Source organism: Vibrio sp. S457-15, from assembly GCF_000960545.1.
Lineage (GTDB): Bacteria > Pseudomonadota > Gammaproteobacteria > Enterobacterales > Vibrionaceae > Vibrio > Vibrio parahaemolyticus.
Genome location: NZ_JYOQ01000177.1, coordinates 273,250 through 291,895, shown reverse-complemented (window position 1 = coordinate 291,895; position 18,646 = coordinate 273,250). Strand labels below are relative to the sequence as shown.

Annotated in this window: 14 protein-coding genes and 1 riboswitch; of the genes, 5 read left to right on the top strand and 9 right to left on the bottom strand. The window is 47.1% G+C overall.

The window, feature by feature from the left end; genetic code table 11:
- Positions 1-132 precede the first annotated feature (132 nt).
- From UF05_RS21045 to UF05_RS21035, 3 genes are all read left to right on the top strand, one after another.
- Positions 133-1,101 carry a TAXI family TRAP transporter solute-binding subunit gene (locus tag UF05_RS21045; RefSeq protein WP_021454067.1) on the top strand — a complete coding sequence of 323 codons (969 nt, stop codon included), beginning with the start codon at positions 133-135 and terminating at the stop codon, positions 1,099-1,101.
- Between the two features lie 297 nt (positions 1,102-1,398).
- Positions 1,399-3,978: a TRAP transporter permease gene (locus tag UF05_RS21040; RefSeq protein ID WP_021487174.1), complete on the top strand. Its 2,580-nt coding sequence runs from the start codon at positions 1,399-1,401 to the stop codon at positions 3,976-3,978.
- Positions 3,979-4,020: 42 nt separating this feature from the next.
- Positions 4,021-4,458: a universal stress protein gene (locus UF05_RS21035; RefSeq protein WP_005454686.1), complete on the top strand. Its 438-nt coding sequence runs from the start codon at positions 4,021-4,023 to the stop codon at positions 4,456-4,458.
- Between the two features lie 67 nt (positions 4,459-4,525).
- On the opposite strand, the gene thiQ is transcribed toward UF05_RS21035, so the two are convergent.
- The 5 genes from thiQ to mpl form a co-directional block, all read right to left on the bottom strand.
- Positions 4,526-5,230 carry a thiamine ABC transporter ATP-binding protein gene (gene thiQ / locus UF05_RS21030; RefSeq protein WP_045544834.1) on the bottom strand — a complete coding sequence of 235 codons (705 nt, stop codon included), beginning with the start codon at positions 5,228-5,230 and terminating at the stop codon, positions 4,526-4,528.
- Positions 5,230-6,816 carry a thiamine/thiamine pyrophosphate ABC transporter permease ThiP gene (gene thiP, locus UF05_RS21025; protein ID WP_082064079.1) on the bottom strand — a complete coding sequence of 529 codons (1,587 nt, stop codon included), beginning with the start codon at positions 6,814-6,816 and terminating at the stop codon, positions 5,230-5,232. The genes thiQ and thiP overlap by 1 nt, the downstream gene beginning before the upstream one ends.
- Positions 6,817-6,857: 41 nt before the next feature.
- Entirely contained in the window at positions 6,858-7,850 is a 993-nt protein-coding gene (gene thiB / locus UF05_RS21020) for a thiamine ABC transporter substrate binding subunit (RefSeq protein WP_005485357.1), read from the bottom strand.
- Positions 7,851-7,922: 72 nt separating this feature from the next.
- Positions 7,923-8,058, bottom strand: a riboswitch (TPP riboswitch).
- Positions 8,059-8,095: 37 nt separating this feature from the next.
- Entirely contained in the window at positions 8,096-8,734 is a 639-nt protein-coding gene (locus UF05_RS21015; protein WP_005489583.1) for a flavin prenyltransferase UbiX, read from the bottom strand.
- A 5-nt stretch (positions 8,735-8,739) separates the two neighbouring features.
- Positions 8,740-10,098 (bottom strand): UDP-N-acetylmuramate:L-alanyl-gamma-D-glutamyl-meso-diaminopimelate ligase, encoded by a 1,359-nt coding sequence (mpl, locus tag UF05_RS21010; protein WP_021453261.1) that lies wholly within the window; start codon positions 10,096-10,098, stop codon positions 8,740-8,742.
- Between the two features lie 312 nt (positions 10,099-10,410).
- Between mpl and fbp the strand changes: the two genes are divergently transcribed.
- Together fbp and ppa are read left to right on the top strand one after the other, a co-directional pair.
- A complete protein-coding gene (gene fbp / locus UF05_RS21005; protein WP_005454699.1) occupies positions 10,411-11,427 on the top strand; it encodes a class 1 fructose-bisphosphatase in 1,017 nt (338 codons plus the stop codon).
- 127 nt (positions 11,428-11,554) lie between these two features.
- Positions 11,555-12,085, top strand: a complete 531-nt coding sequence (gene ppa, locus UF05_RS21000; protein ID WP_005454643.1) for an inorganic diphosphatase — start codon at positions 11,555-11,557, stop codon at positions 12,083-12,085.
- Between the two features lie 73 nt (positions 12,086-12,158).
- On the opposite strand, the gene UF05_RS20995 is transcribed toward ppa, so the two are convergent.
- The 4 genes from UF05_RS20995 to tamA form a co-directional block, all read right to left on the bottom strand.
- Positions 12,159-12,521: a DUF2799 domain-containing protein gene (locus UF05_RS20995; protein WP_005479645.1), complete on the bottom strand. Its 363-nt coding sequence runs from the start codon at positions 12,519-12,521 to the stop codon at positions 12,159-12,161.
- Between the two features lie 96 nt (positions 12,522-12,617).
- Positions 12,618-12,965, bottom strand: a complete 348-nt coding sequence (locus UF05_RS20990; RefSeq protein ID WP_005454676.1) for a gamma-glutamylcyclotransferase family protein — start codon at positions 12,963-12,965, stop codon at positions 12,618-12,620.
- A 44-nt stretch (positions 12,966-13,009) separates the two neighbouring features.
- The gene (tamB, locus tag UF05_RS20985) at positions 13,010-16,777 is read right to left on the bottom strand and encodes an autotransporter assembly complex protein TamB (protein ID WP_045544832.1); all 3,768 of its coding nucleotides are present in this window, start codon (positions 16,775-16,777) and stop codon (positions 13,010-13,012) included.
- Positions 16,774-18,486: an autotransporter assembly complex protein TamA gene (gene tamA / locus UF05_RS20980; protein ID WP_005489530.1), complete on the bottom strand. Its 1,713-nt coding sequence runs from the start codon at positions 18,484-18,486 to the stop codon at positions 16,774-16,776. The genes tamB and tamA overlap by 4 nt, the downstream gene beginning before the upstream one ends.
- Positions 18,487-18,646 lie beyond the last annotated feature (160 nt).

Here is an 18,646-nt window from a genome sequence, read left to right as displayed (position 1 = left end):
CCAATTTTTTGTTATGATTTGCTCGCTTTTTCAAACAATTGGATTGGAAAAGATGCCGTTTCCAAATAGGAAACTCCAGAAGTGATTTATGGTTATTTCCGGGTAAATAATGAATATAAGGAAGGGAAATTCATGGCATTTAACAAACTTCTCAAAGTAGGCGCTATCGCTGCAGCTGTAATGGGCGCAGGCGCAGTTAACGCTCAAGAGTTTATTACTATCGGTACTGGCTCTGTAACTGGTGTTTACTACCCTACTGGTGGTGCTATCTGTAAGTTGGTAAATAAAGGTCGTAAAGACCACAACATCCGTTGTTCAGTAGAATCAACTGGTGGCTCAATTTACAACGTTAACACTATCCGTGCAGGCGAATTAGATTTTGGTATCGTGCAATCGGATTGGCAGTACCACGGCTACAACGGTACGAGCAAGTTTGCGGAACAAGGCCCGTACAAAAAACTGCGTGCAATGTTCTCTCTTCATACTGAACCTTTCAACATCATCGCACGTGCTGACTCTGGCATCGAAAACGTTCAAGACCTAGCTGGTAAGCGTGTCAACATCGGTAACCCAGGTTCTGGTGACCGCGCGACAATGGGCGTAGTAATGGATGCAATGGGCTGGACAAATGACAGCTTCAAACTTGCTTCAGAGCTAAAAGGCTCAGAGCGTTCTCAAGCCCTTTGTGACAACAAAATTGATGCGTTCATCTACATGGTTGGCCATCCAAACGGTTCAATCAAAGAAGCAACAACATCATGTGATGCGAAGCTAGTGCCTGCAACTGGTCCTAAGATCGACAAGATCGTCGCAGATAACCCGTACTACGCATTCAGCACAGTGCCGGCTGGTATGTACCGTGGTACAGATAAAGACGTGAAGAGCTTTGGTGTTGCGGCAACAATGGTAACAACATCTGATGTTTCTGATGAAGTTGCATACAACGTTGCTAAAGCCGTGTTCGAGAACTTCGACACCTTCAAACGTCTGCATCCAGCTTTTGCTAACCTGAAAAAAGAAGACATGGTGAAAGCAGGTATTTCTATCCCTCTTCACCCTGGTGCAGAAAAATACTACAAAGAAGTGGGTCTAATTAAGTAAGCACTCACTTATTTCAATCTCAGGCAGAAAAAGATGGTTTTCTGCCTGATTGAGTATGCTGGTTGTAGCACGTTGAACCAGCATGCTTTGTTCATTTGCCAGTTTTTCTTAGAACTGCGCACTCAATACCCAAGAAAACACTTTAACGCCGCCAACAAAGCACTCGGTACTCTTGCTTTGTGATTCGGCAGCGGAATACTCGAAAGCAAACTTCGCTCCATTCACTACACTGATAAAGGCGAAGTGTGGTTCTCGATAGAAGAACGGACAGGACCATCAATAATAAGGAAAAAGTACATGGCGACGAATAAGACTCCGTCTCAAGATGTGCAAGAAATGGTGGCTCAAGCAGACACGGGCGCACGTAACCCTTCGGGAGTGCAAGGACGAATCCTTTGGTTAGTCCCTCTGTGTTGGTCACTATTTCAATTATGGTACGCCTCCCCGCTACCATTTATTTTCAATTTTGGCGTGCTGAATGACACTGAAGCGCGAGCGATTCACCTCACTTTCGCGATATTTTTGGCCTTCACTGCTTATCCAGCAATGAAGAACTCTCCGCGTGATCACATTCCTCTTGTGGATTGGATTCTCGCGTTAGCGGGTAGCTTTTCGGCTGCCTATATCTACCTTTTCTACACCGAACTCGCAGGACGTTCCGGCGCTCCCACCACTGCAGATATTGTGGTTGCGGTCGTTGGCATGATATTGCTACTTGAAGCGACTCGTCGTGCATTAGGGCCTCCGTTAATGGTTGTGGCCGCCGTGTTCCTGACTTACACATTTGCTGGCCCATACATGCCAGATGTCATAGCCCACAAAGGCGCAAGCTTAGGTAAAGCGATGTCGCATCTGTGGCTAACCACCGAAGGGGTATTTGGTGTTGCGTTAGGTGTATCCACTTCTTTCGTATTCTTGTTTGTACTGTTTGGCGCGATGCTAGAGCGTGCGGGTGCAGGTGCTTACTTCATTAAAGTCGCATTTTCTCTACTTGGTCATATGAAAGGCGGCCCAGCTAAAGCCGCGGTTGTCGCATCTGGTCTATCGGGTCTGGTTTCAGGATCATCGATCGCAAACGTCGTAACCACGGGTACTTTTACCATTCCATTGATGAAACGAGTCGGCTTCCCGGGCACAAAAGCGGGTGCAGTTGAAGTGGCAGCGTCAACCAATGGTCAGCTCACCCCGCCAATCATGGGTGCGGCAGCGTTTTTGATGGTGGAATACGTTGGGATTTCTTACGTAGAGGTTATCAAAGCGGCATTACTTCCAGCGCTGATTTCCTACATTGCGTTGATTTACATCGTTCACCTTGAAGCATGCAAAGCGGGCATGACTGGCTTACCTCGTCGTCATAATCCAACGTTACTGCAAAGCCTACTTTCATTCACGGCTACCATTTTAGGTCTTTGTGTAATCAGCGCTTTGGTGTACTACGGTGTAGGTTGGACGAAAGATGTCTTTGGCGACGCAGCGACTACGATAGTAACGATCGCGCTACTCATCGCCTACGTCGGTCTCGTAAAAATTTCTGCGAACCACATGAAAGATGGCGCAATTGAGATTGATGCGGAGCTGACTGAAGTGCCAGATCCGGGTCCTACAGTGAAGTCTGGCTTACACTACCTGCTACCTATCGTGGTACTGGTTTGGTGTTTAACAGTAGAGCGCTTCTCACCTGGCTTATCAGCGTTTTGGGCAACCGTCTTTATGGTCTTCATTTTGCTAACACAACGCCCTCTGATGGCGTTACTTGCGAAAGAAGGCGACCTAGTACAGCAAACCAAAGAGGGTTTTGTCGATCTCGCTGAAAGCTTGGTGGCTGGTGCTCGCAACATGATCGGTATCGGTGTCGCAACAGCGGCGGCAGGTACGGTTGTTGGCGTTGTGACACTAACTGGTATCGGCTTGGTGATGACGGACTTTGTTGAGTTTATCTCTGGCGGTAGTGTCATCCTAATGCTGCTGTTTACTGCGGTTATCAGTCTGATTCTCGGTATGGGCCTGCCTACCACAGCAAACTACATTGTAGTATCAACGCTAATGGCGCCAGTTATCGTAACGCTCGGCGCAGCGCACGGTCTTATCATTCCACTGATTGCGGTGCACTTGTTCGTGTTCTATTTCGGTATTCTTGCCGATGATACACCACCGGTCGGTCTGGCTGCCTTTGCCGCTGCAGCAATCGCGAAGTCCGATCCAATTCGTACCGGTATCCAAGGCTTTACCTACGATATTCGAACCGCCATTCTGCCATTCATGTTTGTTTTCAATACCCAATTATTGTTGATGGGTATCGATTCTTGGTGGCATTTAGCACTCACGGTAATCTCTTCCATCATTGCGATGCTGATCTTCTCTGCCGCTACGCAGGGATGGTGGCTGACTCGTAACAAGTGGTGGGAAACCGTCCTATTATTAGTATTAACTTTCTCATTCTTCCGACCTGGTTTTTGGTGGGACATGTTATACCCAGCGAAAGTTCTTTCTCCTGGGGTTGAGATAGCTCAAATCACGGAAAACCTAAATGTAGGAGAATCCATTGAGTTACGTGTTGCCGGACAAAACCTCGAAGGCGAATACGTCGAGAAAACGGTACGTCTGCCATTCGAAGACAGAGCAACGACGGCTGAAGAGCGTATCTCTTCAATGGGTCTGATGCTGACTGAGAACGACGGCAAAATGGTCGTCGACATGGTTGAATTTGGTAGCCCTGCGGAGTCATCTGGTATCGACTTTGATTGGGAAATCAAATGGGTCGTTCAAGACGCAGATCGTCCAATGAAAGAATGGGTATTTGTACCTTGCTTGATTCTTCTGCTGGTACTTGCCATGAACCAAAAACGTCGTGCTCGCAAGGAACAACTGAGCGCATAACCGATTTGGCCCCGCATCTGGGGCCTTAGTGAGAGACATTGAATGTATAAACAAATTCTTGTTCCGGTTGATCTAAATGACCAAGGCTTCTCAGACCGAGCGGTTGAACTGGCGGTGTGGCAAGCAAAACAAGCAAACGCAGAAATCCACCTGCTCACTGTTTTGCCAGGTATTCACATGTCGATGGTCGCAACTTACTTCCCAAAAGACGCAGCGGCGAAAATGAAGCAAGATGTGAAGCAGCAGCTAAAAGCATTTGCCAGCGAGCACATTGATGATGAAGTGATTTACAAAGTGCACGTTGCCGAAGGCAAAGCTTACGCAACAATTCTTGATTACGCCGAACGTTTGGGCGCAGACCTTATTATCATGCCAAGTCACAAGCGTTCGAAAATTAACAAAGTGATGCTTGGTTCGGTTGCAAGTAAAGTTGTGGAGTATTCTCCAATCAACGTGATGGTAGTGAAGCCGCAAGGTTAAGCTTACGACCACTCAAGAAAAGAAAAAAGGTTGATGCTCGCATCAACCTTTTTTGTATCTCTCATCATTATCCGGCGGCGCAAACGAAGGCCTGTAAGGTCTTGCTGGGATGTTCGGCAGTCAGGGCATCAATCTCACCCACCGCTTCTACTTTTCCGTTAGCAACAAAGACAAAGTGACTCGCAATCGCTTTGGCATCACTAAGATGATGCGTAACCATCAACACGGTAATTCCCCGCTCCGCAGCCAGTTTTTTTACCAAGCTCAGCATCTCTTCACGCAACACCGGATCAAGTGCCGAGAAAGGCTCATCCAACAGCCACATGGGATGAGGCTGAACAAAACAACGCGCCAAGGCAACACGTTGACGCTGCCCTCCAGAAAGGTGCTCAGGCAAACGGTCGAGGTACTCTGCAACGCCAACTTGCTGCGCCGCTTGTTCAACCTGACGTTTTTGGTCTACCGTAAGCTTTAGCCCTGGGTGTAAACCTAAGCCAATGTTGTCACGCACCGACAAGTGAGAAAACAAGTTATGCTCTTGGAACAGCATGGAGAAAGGACGCTGATAAGGCTCTTTGTGCACAATCGACTCACGATCAACCCGAATGTCACCTTGGTCAGGATGGATAAACCCAGCCACCAACGCCAGCAACGTCGATTTTCCAGCCCCACTTGGTCCCATCAGCGATACAATCTGACCACGTCCAATGCTCAACTCAAAACGAAACAGTTCACGTTGGTAGGTGTACTGCACATCATCCAACACTAGCATTATGCTTTCTCCTTCGTTTTCAATACTTTCTCAATCAAGGCAAAACAGCCCACACTCAACAACAATAACGTCACGGACACCACTGCAGCGGCGTCCATCTGATAACTGCCAAGCAACTGGAACAAATACAGAGGTAAGGTACGAAATTCTTGTCCACCAAACAGCGCTATCGCGCTTAAATCCCCTATTGCAAACATAAAGCTGATCGCAAACGCATGTGCAAACGGCTTGCGCAGCGCCTGCCACTCCACCACTTTAAATCGTTGCCAGCCACGCATGCCTAAGCTGGCACAGACATACTGATACTGTTGCTCAATGTGCAGCATCGGTTGCGCTAGCGTTTTGATCACGTAAGGCAAAGCCATCAAACCATTCACCAAAATCACGACAAAAAACGCCAAGCTAAAAACATCGGTAAATGATCGCAGTAGTAAGAATAGGCCAGTGCTAATCACCAGCCCCGGCGTCACTAGAATAATGGTACCGATTAACTCTATCTGATCAGCTCGCGTGTTTTTATACTGCAAACGCCAACGGCGACTGGTCAACAATATAGACACTCCCGCAGCGACCGCAAGCGCACTGGCTAACCCTGCAACTTTGAGCGAGTTAGATAACGCAGACCAAAAACGTTCATCGGTTAACACCGTCCAAACTTGTTGGTTGATACCACTCAGTAACACCATCAGTAACGGCGGTATCACCAGTAAAAAGGCACCTATGATCCAAAAGCTATCCCAAGCTTTTGACCACCCATGATCCTTCGTTAAAAATTGCTGTACCGATGTGCTGCCAGCACTGATAGCAACAGGCTTTGTTAACTTCTGTACTCCAATCGCAAGTAGTCCACACAACAGCATCTGCCACAGCGCCAATAACGCACCAGCTTGCAAATCAAAATCAAACTTAATCGCTTGATAGATGGCTAGCTCAATAGTGGTGGATTTTGGCCCGCCACCCAGCGCCATCACAGTGGCAAAACTGGTGAAGCACAACATAAATACCAAGCCACAAACGTGAGGAAGTTGCTGCCTTAAACGCGGCCATTCCACCCAGCGAAACTTATCCCAATGGCTCATACCAAGATGCGCACACAGCTTGTGTTGCTCAGCAGGGATAGACTCCAAGGCTTGCAGCAGCAAGCGTGCCGCGTAAGGTAAATTAAAGAACACATGGGCAAGTAAGATGCCATTCAAACCATAAATAGAAAATGGAAGTTTGGTGTCGAAACCTTGCAGCCATTGCGCTAACAAACCGCTATTGCCATAAATCGCTAATAGCCCAAAAACACCAACCAAAACCGGCAAAACCAGTGTCGATGCAAATAGCTTAAGCAGTAATGATTTACCCAAAAATTGGCGACGCGAAAGCGCGTGCGCAACTGGAATGGCAAAACCAACACTGAGCAATGTGGAAAGAAAAGCTTGGTAAAAGCTGAACTTGGTGACATGTTGATAATACGGGTCGTCCCATACCACAGACACATCAAGTGAAGGGGCTTGAACAATCAAAGCACCTAGGGCAGAAATAACAAAGGTCGCGATGATCATCGCGACCCCTAAACCTATTTTTGGAACAGAATTCAAAGGTAAAACCTATCTCATTCAGATGAGGGTGGAAACGTCAGCTAAAACGTCAGTGCACTTTGCCATTCGCGAATCCAAGACTTACGCATTTTTGCCACTTCATCAGCACTAAAGCTCAACGACTTGCTTGGAACGCTCAAGGTTTCAAAACCTTTAGGTAACTCAACGTCAGTAACTGGGTACATCCAATTGCCCGTTGGCATCGCTGATTGGAACTCATCACTTAAAATGAAATTCATAAACTGATCAGCAAGTTCTGAATTTTTTGACCCTTTCACTTTGGCAGCTACTTCAACTTGCATGTAGTGGCCTTCAGCAAAATTCGCCGTCGCAAACTTTGAATCGTTTTCCGCAATTAAGTGGTACGCAGGTGACGTGGTGTAAGAAAGTACCAAGTCCGACTCGCCGTTAAGGAACATGGAATACGCTTCTGACCAACCTTTCGTGACCGTTACGGTTTTGCTTGCTAGCTTCTGCCACGCTTGCGTCACATCGTCGCCATAAATGGATTTCATCCACAGCATCAAGCCTTGGCCTGGCGTTGACGTACGCGGATCTTGATAAATCACTTTCAAATCGTCGCGCGTTTCCACCAGCTCTTTCATGCTTTTCGGCGGATTAGCCAGTTTCTCTTTGTTGTACACAAACGCGAAGTAGCCGTAATCGTACGGTACAAACGTCGTATCGCTCCAACCGTCTGGTAACACTGTGTTGGCCGTATCCACATTGTGTTCGGTAAGCAGACCGGTTTTCTTCGCTTCAGCCATCAGGTTGTTATCCAAACCTAACACGATGTCGGCTTTGCTATTACCGCCTTCAAGACGAAGACGATTCAGGATCGACACACCATCGTCCAACGCTACGAAGTTAACGTCACAGCCACATTTTGCTTCAAAAGCTTGCTCGATTTTAGGACCCGGCCCCCAATCTGCAGCAAAAGAGTCGTAGGTATAGATAGTTAATGTGTTTTCAGCGGCAAACGCTGAAGTAGAAGTGATTGCAGCTAGGGCAATCAGATTTAGAGTGGTTTTCACTGCTCGCTCTCCATGAGTATTTCAGAGAAATAAGTTGAGCGGCACAGGGTTTGAGGCGGCTATTAAGGATTTCCAATATCCAGACTCAATTCCTACGCCAGCATTATCTGGTTCAGGTAATACGGGTCCCTAGTAAGCACTTAGGTCTCAGCGCCCAAATGCATTGATTGACTCAATGCAAAATGGGTTTGCTCCCCGATGAGTTGGATGGATTGTAAAGGTATTTGAGTGGTTACACAATCAGCTCACGAGCGCTGGTCATAGCCCCAACGAGGCACTAAACCTTGCTCAATACCTAAGTGGTCGAGAATTCTCGCCACCATAAAATCCACTAAGTCTTCAATGCTCTTTGGCTGATGGTAGAAGCCCGGAGCCGCTGGCATGATGGTGACGCCCATTTGCGATAGCTTGTGCATGTTCTCCAGATGTAGCGTTGAAAATGGCGTTTCACGAACCACGAGCAACAGTTGCCCGCGTTCTTTCATTACCACATCAGCCGCCCGTTCGATCAAGTTGTCCGACATACCATGCGCGATCGCCGCAACACTTCCTGCTGAACATGGGCAAACCACCATTTGCTTTGGTGCCGCTGAGCCAGACGCTACCGGTGAGAACCAGTCATCTTTACCACAAACAGTGATGTTATTTGGATCACAGTTGAGATGTTCCACCAGCGCTTGCTTTGCGGCGTCTGGCCCACTTGGCAGCTTAAGGTTGTGTTCGGTTGCCATCACAACGCGAGCCGCCGAAGAAATCAGAACGTAGACATGATAATCCGCCGCGACCAAACATTCTAAAAGACGAAGGCCATAAGGAGCACCAGAGGCACCCGTTAATGCCAACGTGATGGCTTTTTTCTGAGAGGGTTGTATTTTGTTGTGCATATCAATCAGGCTTTTAGTTTTAACTGCTCAAGAAGTTTTCCGTGAATACCACCAAAGCCACCGTTACTCATTACCAGAATTTGGTCTCCAGGCTGAGCACGTTCGACAATTTTAGCCACAAAGTTATCTATATCGGCATCGACAAACGCTGGCTGCTTGCATTGATCAGCAATGTCTTGCACCGACCATTCGATATTGTCTGGCTGGAATAAGAACACTTCATCTGCGCTGTGTAGCGAATCCGCGAGTGTATTCTTATGAACACCACGCTTCATGGTGGCAGAGCGAGGCTCCAATACAGCAAGGATACGTTTTTCACCCACTTTGTTACGCAAACCGCCCAGTGTCAGTTCAATTGCCGTAGGGTGATGCGCGAAATCATCGTAAACCGTGATGCCTTGTTCTTCACCTTTGAGCTCTAAACGACGCTTAGTGTTGATAAAACGCCCCAACGCCTGACAAGCAAGTTCTGGCGTTACGCCAACGTGTCGTGCGGCAGCGATCGCCATCAGTGCATTATCCACATTGTGGTCACCCACCAAATCCCATTCGACGGTACCGACCTTCTCGCCTTGCAAAGCAACTTCAAATTTTGAGCCATCAAGCACTAATTTGTGCGCTTGCCAGTCACCATCCTCACCAGAGAACTGTTTTTCCGTCCAGCAGCCACGCTCTAATACATCCGCCAAAGCTTGATCCTGCTTCGGAGCTAAGATCAAACCATTGCCCGGTACCGTTCGCACTAAATGATGGAATTGGCGCTTGATCGCTTCTAGATCATCGAAAATATCAGCATGATCGAACTCAAGGTTGTTCATGATTAAAGTGCGAGGATGGTAATGCACAAACTTAGAACGCTTATCGAAAAAAGCACTGTCATATTCGTCCGCTTCAACAACAAAAAACATGCTTTCGCCCAAACGAGCCGACACACCGAAGTTACCCAACACGCCACCAACGAGGAAACCAGGTTGGTAACCACAGTCTTCGAGTATCCACGCCAGCATGCTCGAAGTGGTCGTTTTGCCGTGTGTACCGGAAACAGCCAACACCCAACGGTCATGCAGTAAAAATTCGTTCAGCCATTGTGGTCCTGAGGTGTAACGCATGTTGCTATTAAGTACATGCTCAACACACGGATTGCCACGGCTCATCGCGTTACCAATCACCACAAGGTCAGGTTGAGGATCGAGTTGAGATGGGTCGAAGCCTTCAATAATTTCAATACCTTGAGACTCTAGCAATGTGCTCATCGGTGGGTAAACATTGGCATCAGAACCCGTCACTTTATGCCCTAATTGACGCGCTAAAATTGCTGCGCCGCCCATAAACGTGCCACAGATACCCAAGATATGAATGTGCATAAACTAAACCTTGTAATGCGTTCTTTGATGCCTTCATTATCGCGATAACGACCAGAAAAGCGAGTGACTTTAGCCTTCTTCTTGCAGTCCCTTTCACAAATATGACAAGGTTGAACAGAGACTGTACAGCGCTCTGACCTGCGAATGAATCCCTGATTTGAGCAGACAAATAAATTGAGATCTCAGACAGTTACTTCATTACCATTAAAAAGATCCACGACTTAAAATTACATCTAGCGCAAACGTTTAACATCCATAAAGAGATGCCCGTAGCGCAACACCCCCAATGAAATGTAAATGTAAGGATTAACCATGTCAGGAATGCGCACCCTAGGCGAATTCATTGTTGAAAAACAAGCGGATTTCCCCCACGCTAGCGGTGATCTCTCATCTCTTTTAGCATCCATTCGTTTAGCTGCAAAAATCGTTAACCGTGAAATCAACGCAGCAGGTCTTGGTGATATCACTGGCGCTGTCGGCACGGAAAATGTCCAAGGCGAAGCACAGCAAAAGCTAGACGTGTACGCGAACGACAAATTTAAAGCGGCGCTTGAAGCTCGTGACCAAGTTTGTGGCGTTGCCAGTGAAGAAGAAGATGAAGCGGTTGCGTTCAACAAAGAACTTAACCAAAACGCAAAGTATGTTGTATTGATGGACCCACTTGATGGTTCTTCGAATATCGACGTAAACGTGTCTGTCGGTACCATCTTCTCTATTTATCGCCGTGTTTCGCCTATTGGCACACCCGCGACAGAAGAAGATTTCCTTCAGCCAGGTCATAAGCAAGTTGCAGCAGGTTACGTAATTTACGGTTCATCAACTATGTTGGTGTACACCACAGGTAACGGCGTAAACGGCTTTACTTACGACCCATCCATCGGCAGCTTCTGCCTGTCTCATGAAAACATGATGATTCCTGAAGATGGTAAGATCTACTCCATCAACGAAGGTAACTACATTCGTTTCCCACAAGGTGTGAAAAAGTACATCAAATACTGCCAAGAGAATGTGCCTGAAGACGGTCGTCCATACACCTCTCGCTACATTGGTTCTTTGGTGGCGGATTTCCATCGCAACCTGCTTAAAGGTGGCATCTACCTTTACCCAAGTACGCAAAGTCACCCACAAGGCAAACTTCGCCTGCTTTACGAATGCAACCCAATGGCATTTCTCATCGAACAAGCGGGCGGCATTGCATCAGATGGCGTGAATCGCATCATGGACATCAAACCGACTGAGCTACACCAGCGTGTACCTTTCTTTGTGGGTTCGAAGAACATGGTTCGCAAAGTTGAAGAGTTCCTTGAACTGCACCGTGACGAAGAATAATCTCAGACCTTTGTCCAACGCGGCAGGTGTTTACCTGCCGCGTTTTTGTCGCTAAAGTGAAATGCGAATTAATCATAGATGAGGGCGATCTTCTGGCTACTCATCCTCAATGAAAAGGAATATTCAAATGAGCCTAAACCATGTACCAGCAGGTAAATCGCTACCTGAAGATATTTACGTCGTTATCGAAATCCCTGCCAATGCAGACCCTATCAAATACGAAGTAGATAAAGACTCTGGTGCTGTATTTGTCGACCGTTTCATGTCTGCGCCAATGTTTTACCCATGTAACTACGGTTACGTGAACAACACTCTTTCGCTTGATGGTGATCCAGTAGATGTCCTTGTCCCAACGCCATACCCACTCATGCCTGGTTCTGTTATTCGCTGCCGACCTGTTGGCGTTTTGAAGATGACAGATGAATCGGGCGAAGATGCCAAAGTCGTTGCCGTACCGCACTCTAAAATCTCTAAAGAGTATGAACACATTCAAGATGTGGGCGACATTCCTGAGTTGCTAAAAGCGCAAATCACGCATTTCTTTGAGCGCTACAAAGAGTTGGAATCAGGAAAGTGGGTGAAAGTTGATGGCTGGGCAGATGTAGAAGCGGCAAAAGCAGAGATTCTACAATCTTACGAGCGTGCGCAAAACAAATAAGCGTAAACGCCAACCCCGAATACAAAAAGAGCTGCAAAGTGCAGCTCTTTTGCTTTATAACCTAAACGCTGCCTTAGATAGGAGCTCCCGCGGAGGACATACGACCAGCGTCATAATCGTGTTGGAAGAACGGGTCAACGTCATCGCAGATTCCGAAATACGGTCGTCCAACCACACCCAGCATATAGGCACTTTGCTCACAATACTCTTGCTTGCCTTCTTGATAACCGTTTTGGTAGGCCATGATCAGTTCTGGCGTTGCGTGGTTAGTGCCATCCAACTTAGCTATCCGCTCTTGTGACAACTCTCGTAATCCATCTAAGGCAGACTGTTTCCCGAATGCTTGCCAATCTGTCACACTGGTTGAAGCTGGTAAGGTGGTTTGCGCACAAGCAGACAGAAGCATCATCATCGCGCCAATTATTAACACTCTCATCATCACTCCTTACTTTTCTGACTTGTCGTTTTCTAACGTGTTTAGAAACGTTTTTAAATCTCGACAACGTTCTTACGATGGTTACTTAAGTATAGTTCACACCCTTTGACACCAATCGCCAGACGCTATTTCTTCCGTAAGCTGCTCCGTGTCTTGATACAAGTAAATCCACGCTTGGCCAAATGGCGTTGCAATGCTCTCTCTACGATATTCGACAGGTACGTCTTCAAGCTTATCGAGCGCCACCAAAGTATCATCATCAATCAGATAAACTTCGCCTTGGATTGAGCGCTGCCCTTCTGACAGCGCTGGGTACGAGCCTACATCGTAGAGCGAAAATTGGGCGTCCGTTTCATGTAAACCAAGAAATTGAGCCGAGCTCAAATAATGATGGTTGTACTCTCCCTTACGTAACGTCCCGTAGACAAAAATCAAATGCTGCATAACCACTCCTTAGCTATGAGTTCTGTGTGGTTAGGACGTGCGCCCTAATCAAATTCAAATTGATAGAGTAGGTCAACTGCGCTATCTACACCAGATACCGCCTCTAAATACAGGTCTTGCATCAATCGGTAACGCACCGTGAACTCACCCAGCGAGTTGAAGATGCCAACACCATACTTAACCTGTAGACCTGGCAAAATGTAACCACTCACCGTCACTTGAGAGTCATCACCCGAGCCTGCCGTATCAAGCTGTAAATCTTGTACGCCAAAGGCTTCACCGATTTCTCCAACAACACGACCGCTTTTCGCCAAACTCAGACCAATCAATGTAGTCGTCATCGCGTTACCACCCGACTCACCATCAATATCTTGACCACGAAGCAGGTAAGACAACGCGTTGGCTTGTGGCATCGCAGGCTCCGAGAAAATTTCCACACTCGGATCGGAAGCAGGGCCAGTCACACGCACACCTGCGATCACATCGTCTTGAGTATTGTCAGGGTTACGAATCGCTTTGATCGATACATACGGTTGATCCGCGGGACCGTTCATTAAAATCTTACCTTCTTCGATCACCAAATCTTGACCAAATGAACGGTAAGAGCCGTCAACGATGTTTACCTCACCAACGATGAATGGTCCTTTGTCTTTTTGTGTCACGTTAAGGCTACCTTTCAAGCCGCCCTTCAAGCCAAACGCCGCAAGTTGGAAGTCGTCACCAATCTTGATGTTGATGTCCGTTTCGACGTTGAATGGCATAGCCGCCACTTCATCAACTGGCTGTAAATCCTTGTTTAAAATCACGGTATCACTCGACACCCCAACCGCACTTGGTGGCAGTTCCTCAATGACGATACGCCCCCACGGCAGATTGATGTTACCTTCCACCTTCGCCAACTGCGGCGTGACATCGATGGTCATGTCCGGCTCAACTTTGATTTTGACCATCGGCGGCATATCAACTTTTAGTTCTTTTGCAAACACGCGGGCACGAGTGCGCCAGTCTTGCAAGTCACGCCAGTCAGCATCACCGGTGATTTCTAGCTTACCGTCAGGCGTAATGATCCCAGCATCCAGATCCGCTTGGTGACCTTTAAAGTTAATCACGACTTGTCCGGAGTTGATGTCAATTGGCGTCACTTCGCCTTGCAGTTTCATTTGATCGATAAGGAACTGACCATTCACTTTTGGATGCATGACATCACCAGACAAGGCCAAATCAGTATTCATATTCGCCTTGAACAAGCTGTATTCCCCGATCAACGGAGCCAAGAAGTCCAAGTGGAACGTAGAAAGCGCAACCTTACCGTCAATAGTTGGCTTCTCAGATGAGACATTCAGTAAAGAAACCTTACCAGACAAGTCACCGTTATCTTTCACATCAAATAACCACTCAGTATCAAGCTTGTCTTTCGCTAATGCCGCTTTAAAGCTGAAACTGTCCCAGCCCACTTTAATTGGCTGCTCTAGTGCTTGTTCAACTTGGCCTTTTGGCATGTTGACACTCAAGGTAACTTCAGGCTTTTTCTCTGGCGCCCATTTAGCAAAAGCCTGTGCATTAACTGAGCCTTGCAGCTTGGTTTCTGGCGGCAGGAATTGTTTAATTTGGTTGAAATTAAAATCATTGATCGCTAACTTCGCTTGGCCACTCTTACCGACACTAATATCTTCGGTTAGACACACACTAGACTTCGCTTGCAACCAACAATGGGCTTGAACATTCGCGATCTGTTTGTCGATATTGACCTTCACCGCAGTCGATTTTTGCAGTGACCAAGGACCTTGTTGCGAGCTCAGCGTCAAGCGGCGCAGCGCCCCATCCCAAATCATTTCTGGCTTCTGCTTAAACGTCCCTTCGATTTCCAAACTGGTCGAAACCAGATCAGACACCACATCAAGCGTCAGTTGATGCAGTTTTTCATCTCCAGAGACTTCAAGATCCGCGCTATCAACTTTAATATCGTCGTAGGTAATGTTATTCGCAATAAGACTTAAGTTCGCTTTGGGTGCTGGCAGAGGCGTCACATCGCCCTTTAAGGTGATCGTTTCTACATTCGCCTGTTGCTGCCAGTTGATCTGATTTAAAGCGAGATCAAGATTGATGTCAGGCTCTTTCAAACTACCACGTAGCGCTACTTTACCTTGCATCTTACCCGCAAGATCCGGAACACTTTTCGCAAAGTCAGGGAAGTTAACCTCAACATCCATCAAGATTTGTTTGTCGATCTTGCCCTTCGCACTCAGTTGGTTCGGGCCATGAGAAAGCGCTAAACCTTGGGTGGTAAGTTGGATGTCTTCACCTTTGCCATTCTTATCAGACGCTTCAAGTTGCCCTTCGACATTCAATGGATAACCTCGCAAAATGCCGTCGATGTCTAACTTAGGCAAACTGACTTGCCAACCACCTTGTTCCGTTAACGATCCCGAAGTCGAGAGGCTACCGCTGATATCCCCTTCTGCTTCTTTCCACTGCAATCCTGGTTGAATGTTTTTCAGGTTCAGGTCGGCTTGCCAGTTGATTGGCGCCGCCCAATTCGCCATAACTTTACCGGAAAGTTCGCCCCCCAAAGTTTTCACTACAAGGCTTTCGAGATCGATTTGCTCCAGCGTACCTTTGCCGTTCAGCGCAACATCAACGGCGGGAATGTCTTTGCCTGACGCTTTGGTTTCTAATGCGACTTCGTAACCATCAAGTGAACCTTTTGCCGCCAAACTTGGTACAGAAACCTGATAATCACTTTGCCCAAATAGCGGCCATTGCGCTTGAACATTTTTGATCGATACATCAAACGGCAACTGCGTTTTAAGCGGTTGGATGTCACCTTTGATCTCCGCTTGTACAAGCTCAGAAAGCGTAGCATTTAACGATAAATCCCCAACCGAACCAGAGGCCGAAAGCGACAGTTTTTGTCCCTTCGCATCCGCTTGCTTCACTAACGCGTCCAATTGCGCTTTGATTGGGTAATCAGCAGAAAGGGTCACTTGTGTGCTTAACTTGCCTTCCACTTCTGGCATGTCGAGCTCTAACGTTTTGACATCAACACGCTCACCACCCGCTCTTGCAACCAAACCAAGATGATTGACGATCACTGGCGTTTCACCTGCCAGTTTAAAATTGTGAATATCCAGACGTCGCGCTTCCACCGTCAGCGGAATCCATACTTCTGGTAACACAATATCTTGCGGCGTAGCGTCAGTTTCTTTCGGCTCCTCGGCAGCCGCTTCAGGTTCAGCTTCACTTGGTGCGAGCGCAACATTGATGTCTTTCAATGCGGTTGGTGCGATCACCAAACGATCGCCCTGCATCGACAAAGCGGTCGAAAACGTTTGCCAATCAATCTGATTGCCTAACACATTGACGTTGATGTCATTAAAGCTGACTTTATTGACAAAAATTGGCACTGGCGTGCTGATAGAACGCAGCGGTGGTGTTTCTTCTTCAGGCTCTTCACTGGCAGGTGGCAATTCTGGCATTTGGAAGTTAACACCTTGCAGCGCCAGTTCATCAACACACACTTTTGGGTCAAAGAAACAGCGGAAGTTAATCGCCAACGCAAGGCGCTCGACTTTAGCATCAATATGTAAAGACTCATCAACAAAGCTGACATTTTGCAGTGCAAAACGAGGGAATAGCGAACCTTGAATGTTCTCGACTTTGAGTTGAGGTAAGGCTTTCTCTGCGCCCCAAATCGCCAACTTCAATCCCGGATGGGTAAACAGTACCGTTGCGACAAAAATAGTGATTAACAACAGCAGACCAATCAAACTTAGTGATAACCACTTGGTCCACTTAAATATCTTTTTGATCATAGCTCAGGCCCCAAAGAGAAGTGGATGCGGAATTCGTTGTTTGGCTTTTCATCCAGCCCCCACGCAAAGTCGAAGCTTACCGGTCCCACAGGTGAAGCCCATCGAATACCAACCCCAGCACCAGATTTCCATTCAGGTGTGTCATTAAATGCATCACCAATATCGTAGAACGTTGCGGCCCACCAGTTGCCGTAAACACGATATTGATACTCTAAGGTGCTGCTTAAGATGTATTTCGCACCCGTTAATGCGCCACTTTCATCGACAGGTGAGATGGATTCATAACCATAACCTCGGATGTTGTTGTCACCACCAGCAAAGAAACGCAACGATGGCGAAAGCTTTTCAAATTCCTCCGTGATGTTAGCCCCCCCTTCGAGACGGAACAAACCACGATGGTTTTCGCCGATGCCACGAATCCACGAAGATCGCCCAAGCAAACGCAATACGCGCGTTTCAGACAGTAGCGCCGGATCGCCGTATTCAACCGTTACGCTTTGCTTATCGCCCCACATTGGCATACTGCCACCACGGACACGAGTACGCGAAAAGGTTGCGCCAGGAAGCACAAACTGCACGCCATCATCTTGCAAACCTTGCGAGAAGTTTTCGTACAAGTGACGAACGTACACGGTTTTGTGCCAACCACCGTCGGTTAACCAGTGTCTTTCTACCGCAAGGTTTGATTCCAAACTCTCAGTATCACGGTTGTCCAAATGCTTCAGACCAAATTGCAATTGATAGTATTCACGTAAGACGTCGTCTAATGGAATTTTGTAGCCGGCGGTGATGGTTTGTTCTGGTTTGGAGAGAGAAAGCGCCGTATTAAAGCTATGGCCGCGCGCACTTACCCATGGTTTTTTCCATTTTAAAGTACCGCGCACACCCGTATCGGTGGAGTAACCAATACCGGTTTCAATTTGGTTTTTCGCAGCAGGCGCTAACGAGACTTTAATCGGCAGCTCGCGCCCATCTTCAAGCTTACTTAAGTCAGGCTCAACAAACACGGAGGAGAACCAATCCGTGTTAGAGAGGTTTTGGTTGTATTCACCCACATCAGAGACAAGGTAAGGTTCACCAATTTCAAAAGGTCGCATCGACTCAACACGGTTTTCCCAGATCTGGCTTCCCGTAATTTCTACCGGACCAAAGTGATAGCGAATACCGCTGTCGTAGTGCAAACGCACATTGGCTTCATTCAATTCAGGGATCACTTCCAGCTTGTTGAGCTTAAAGTCACCATTGAAGTAACCACGTTGCAAAGCCAGGTTACGAATCCCTGATTTAAGGCTGTCATACTCACCCTGATTTAAAATCCGCCCAACTTTTAAAGGCGATTTGGCGATGAGATTCGCAAATTCTTCATCCTCTTTCGCTTCACCGCTGATCACGACATCCATTACTTTGATCTTAACTGGTAAGCCTTTGTGGATGTTAACGATCAGCTCATCATTCCCTTCGGAAATAGAGTATGAAATTTTTGCATGATAATAGCCAAGCGCATTAAGCGCTTCGGTGATACTTTGATCCAATCGCGCCTGAAAGCGCAGCGAAGTGGAGTAATCCTTCTCTGGAATCGAAGACAGGTACGCTTTCACGTTATCTTCCAGTGCGCCATCGATGCCTTTAAGCTTTAAAGAAACATCGGCATACGCGCTCTGAGAAACAACCAACAAGCCAACAATGATGGGGAGAGCTTTTTTTATCATGCTTTTTTAGCTGAATGAGGTTAAATAAACGTAAATAATGATAACGCCAATTAAAGGCTAAGTCTGTAATATTAATAGGTTTACTGCGGTCTATGTCATAACAACATCAGATACAGACGAAATGAAAAAGTTCGCAAATTTAAGACACGTATTAAAGGAC

Bases quoted from the DNA above. Each gene is read 5' to 3' on its own strand.
- UF05_RS21045 (WP_021454067.1), top strand. From the start codon at position 133: ATGGCATTTAACAAACTTCTCAAAGTAGGCGCTATCGCTGCAGCTGTA.
- tamB (WP_045544832.1), bottom strand. From the start codon at position 16,777: ATGATCAAAAAGATATTTAAGTGGACCAAGTGGTTATCACTAAGTTTG.
- UF05_RS21015 (WP_005489583.1), bottom strand. From the start codon at position 8,734: ATGCACAACAAAATACAACCCTCTCAGAAAAAAGCCATCACGTTGGCA.
- UF05_RS21040 (WP_021487174.1), top strand. From the start codon at position 1,399: ATGGCGACGAATAAGACTCCGTCTCAAGATGTGCAAGAAATGGTGGCT.
- UF05_RS20990 (WP_005454676.1), bottom strand. From the start codon at position 12,965: ATGCAGCATTTGATTTTTGTCTACGGGACGTTACGTAAGGGAGAGTAC.
- ppa (WP_005454643.1), top strand. From the start codon at position 11,555: ATGAGCCTAAACCATGTACCAGCAGGTAAATCGCTACCTGAAGATATT.
- UF05_RS20995 (WP_005479645.1), bottom strand. From the start codon at position 12,521: ATGAGAGTGTTAATAATTGGCGCGATGATGATGCTTCTGTCTGCTTGT.
- tamA (WP_005489530.1), bottom strand. From the start codon at position 18,486: ATGATAAAAAAAGCTCTCCCCATCATTGTTGGCTTGTTGGTTGTTTCT.
- fbp (WP_005454699.1), top strand. From the start codon at position 10,411: ATGTCAGGAATGCGCACCCTAGGCGAATTCATTGTTGAAAAACAAGCG.
- mpl (WP_021453261.1), bottom strand. From the start codon at position 10,098: ATGCACATTCATATCTTGGGTATCTGTGGCACGTTTATGGGCGGCGCA.
- UF05_RS21035 (WP_005454686.1), top strand. From the start codon at position 4,021: ATGTATAAACAAATTCTTGTTCCGGTTGATCTAAATGACCAAGGCTTC.
- thiQ (WP_045544834.1), bottom strand. From the start codon at position 5,230: ATGCTAGTGTTGGATGATGTGCAGTACACCTACCAACGTGAACTGTTT.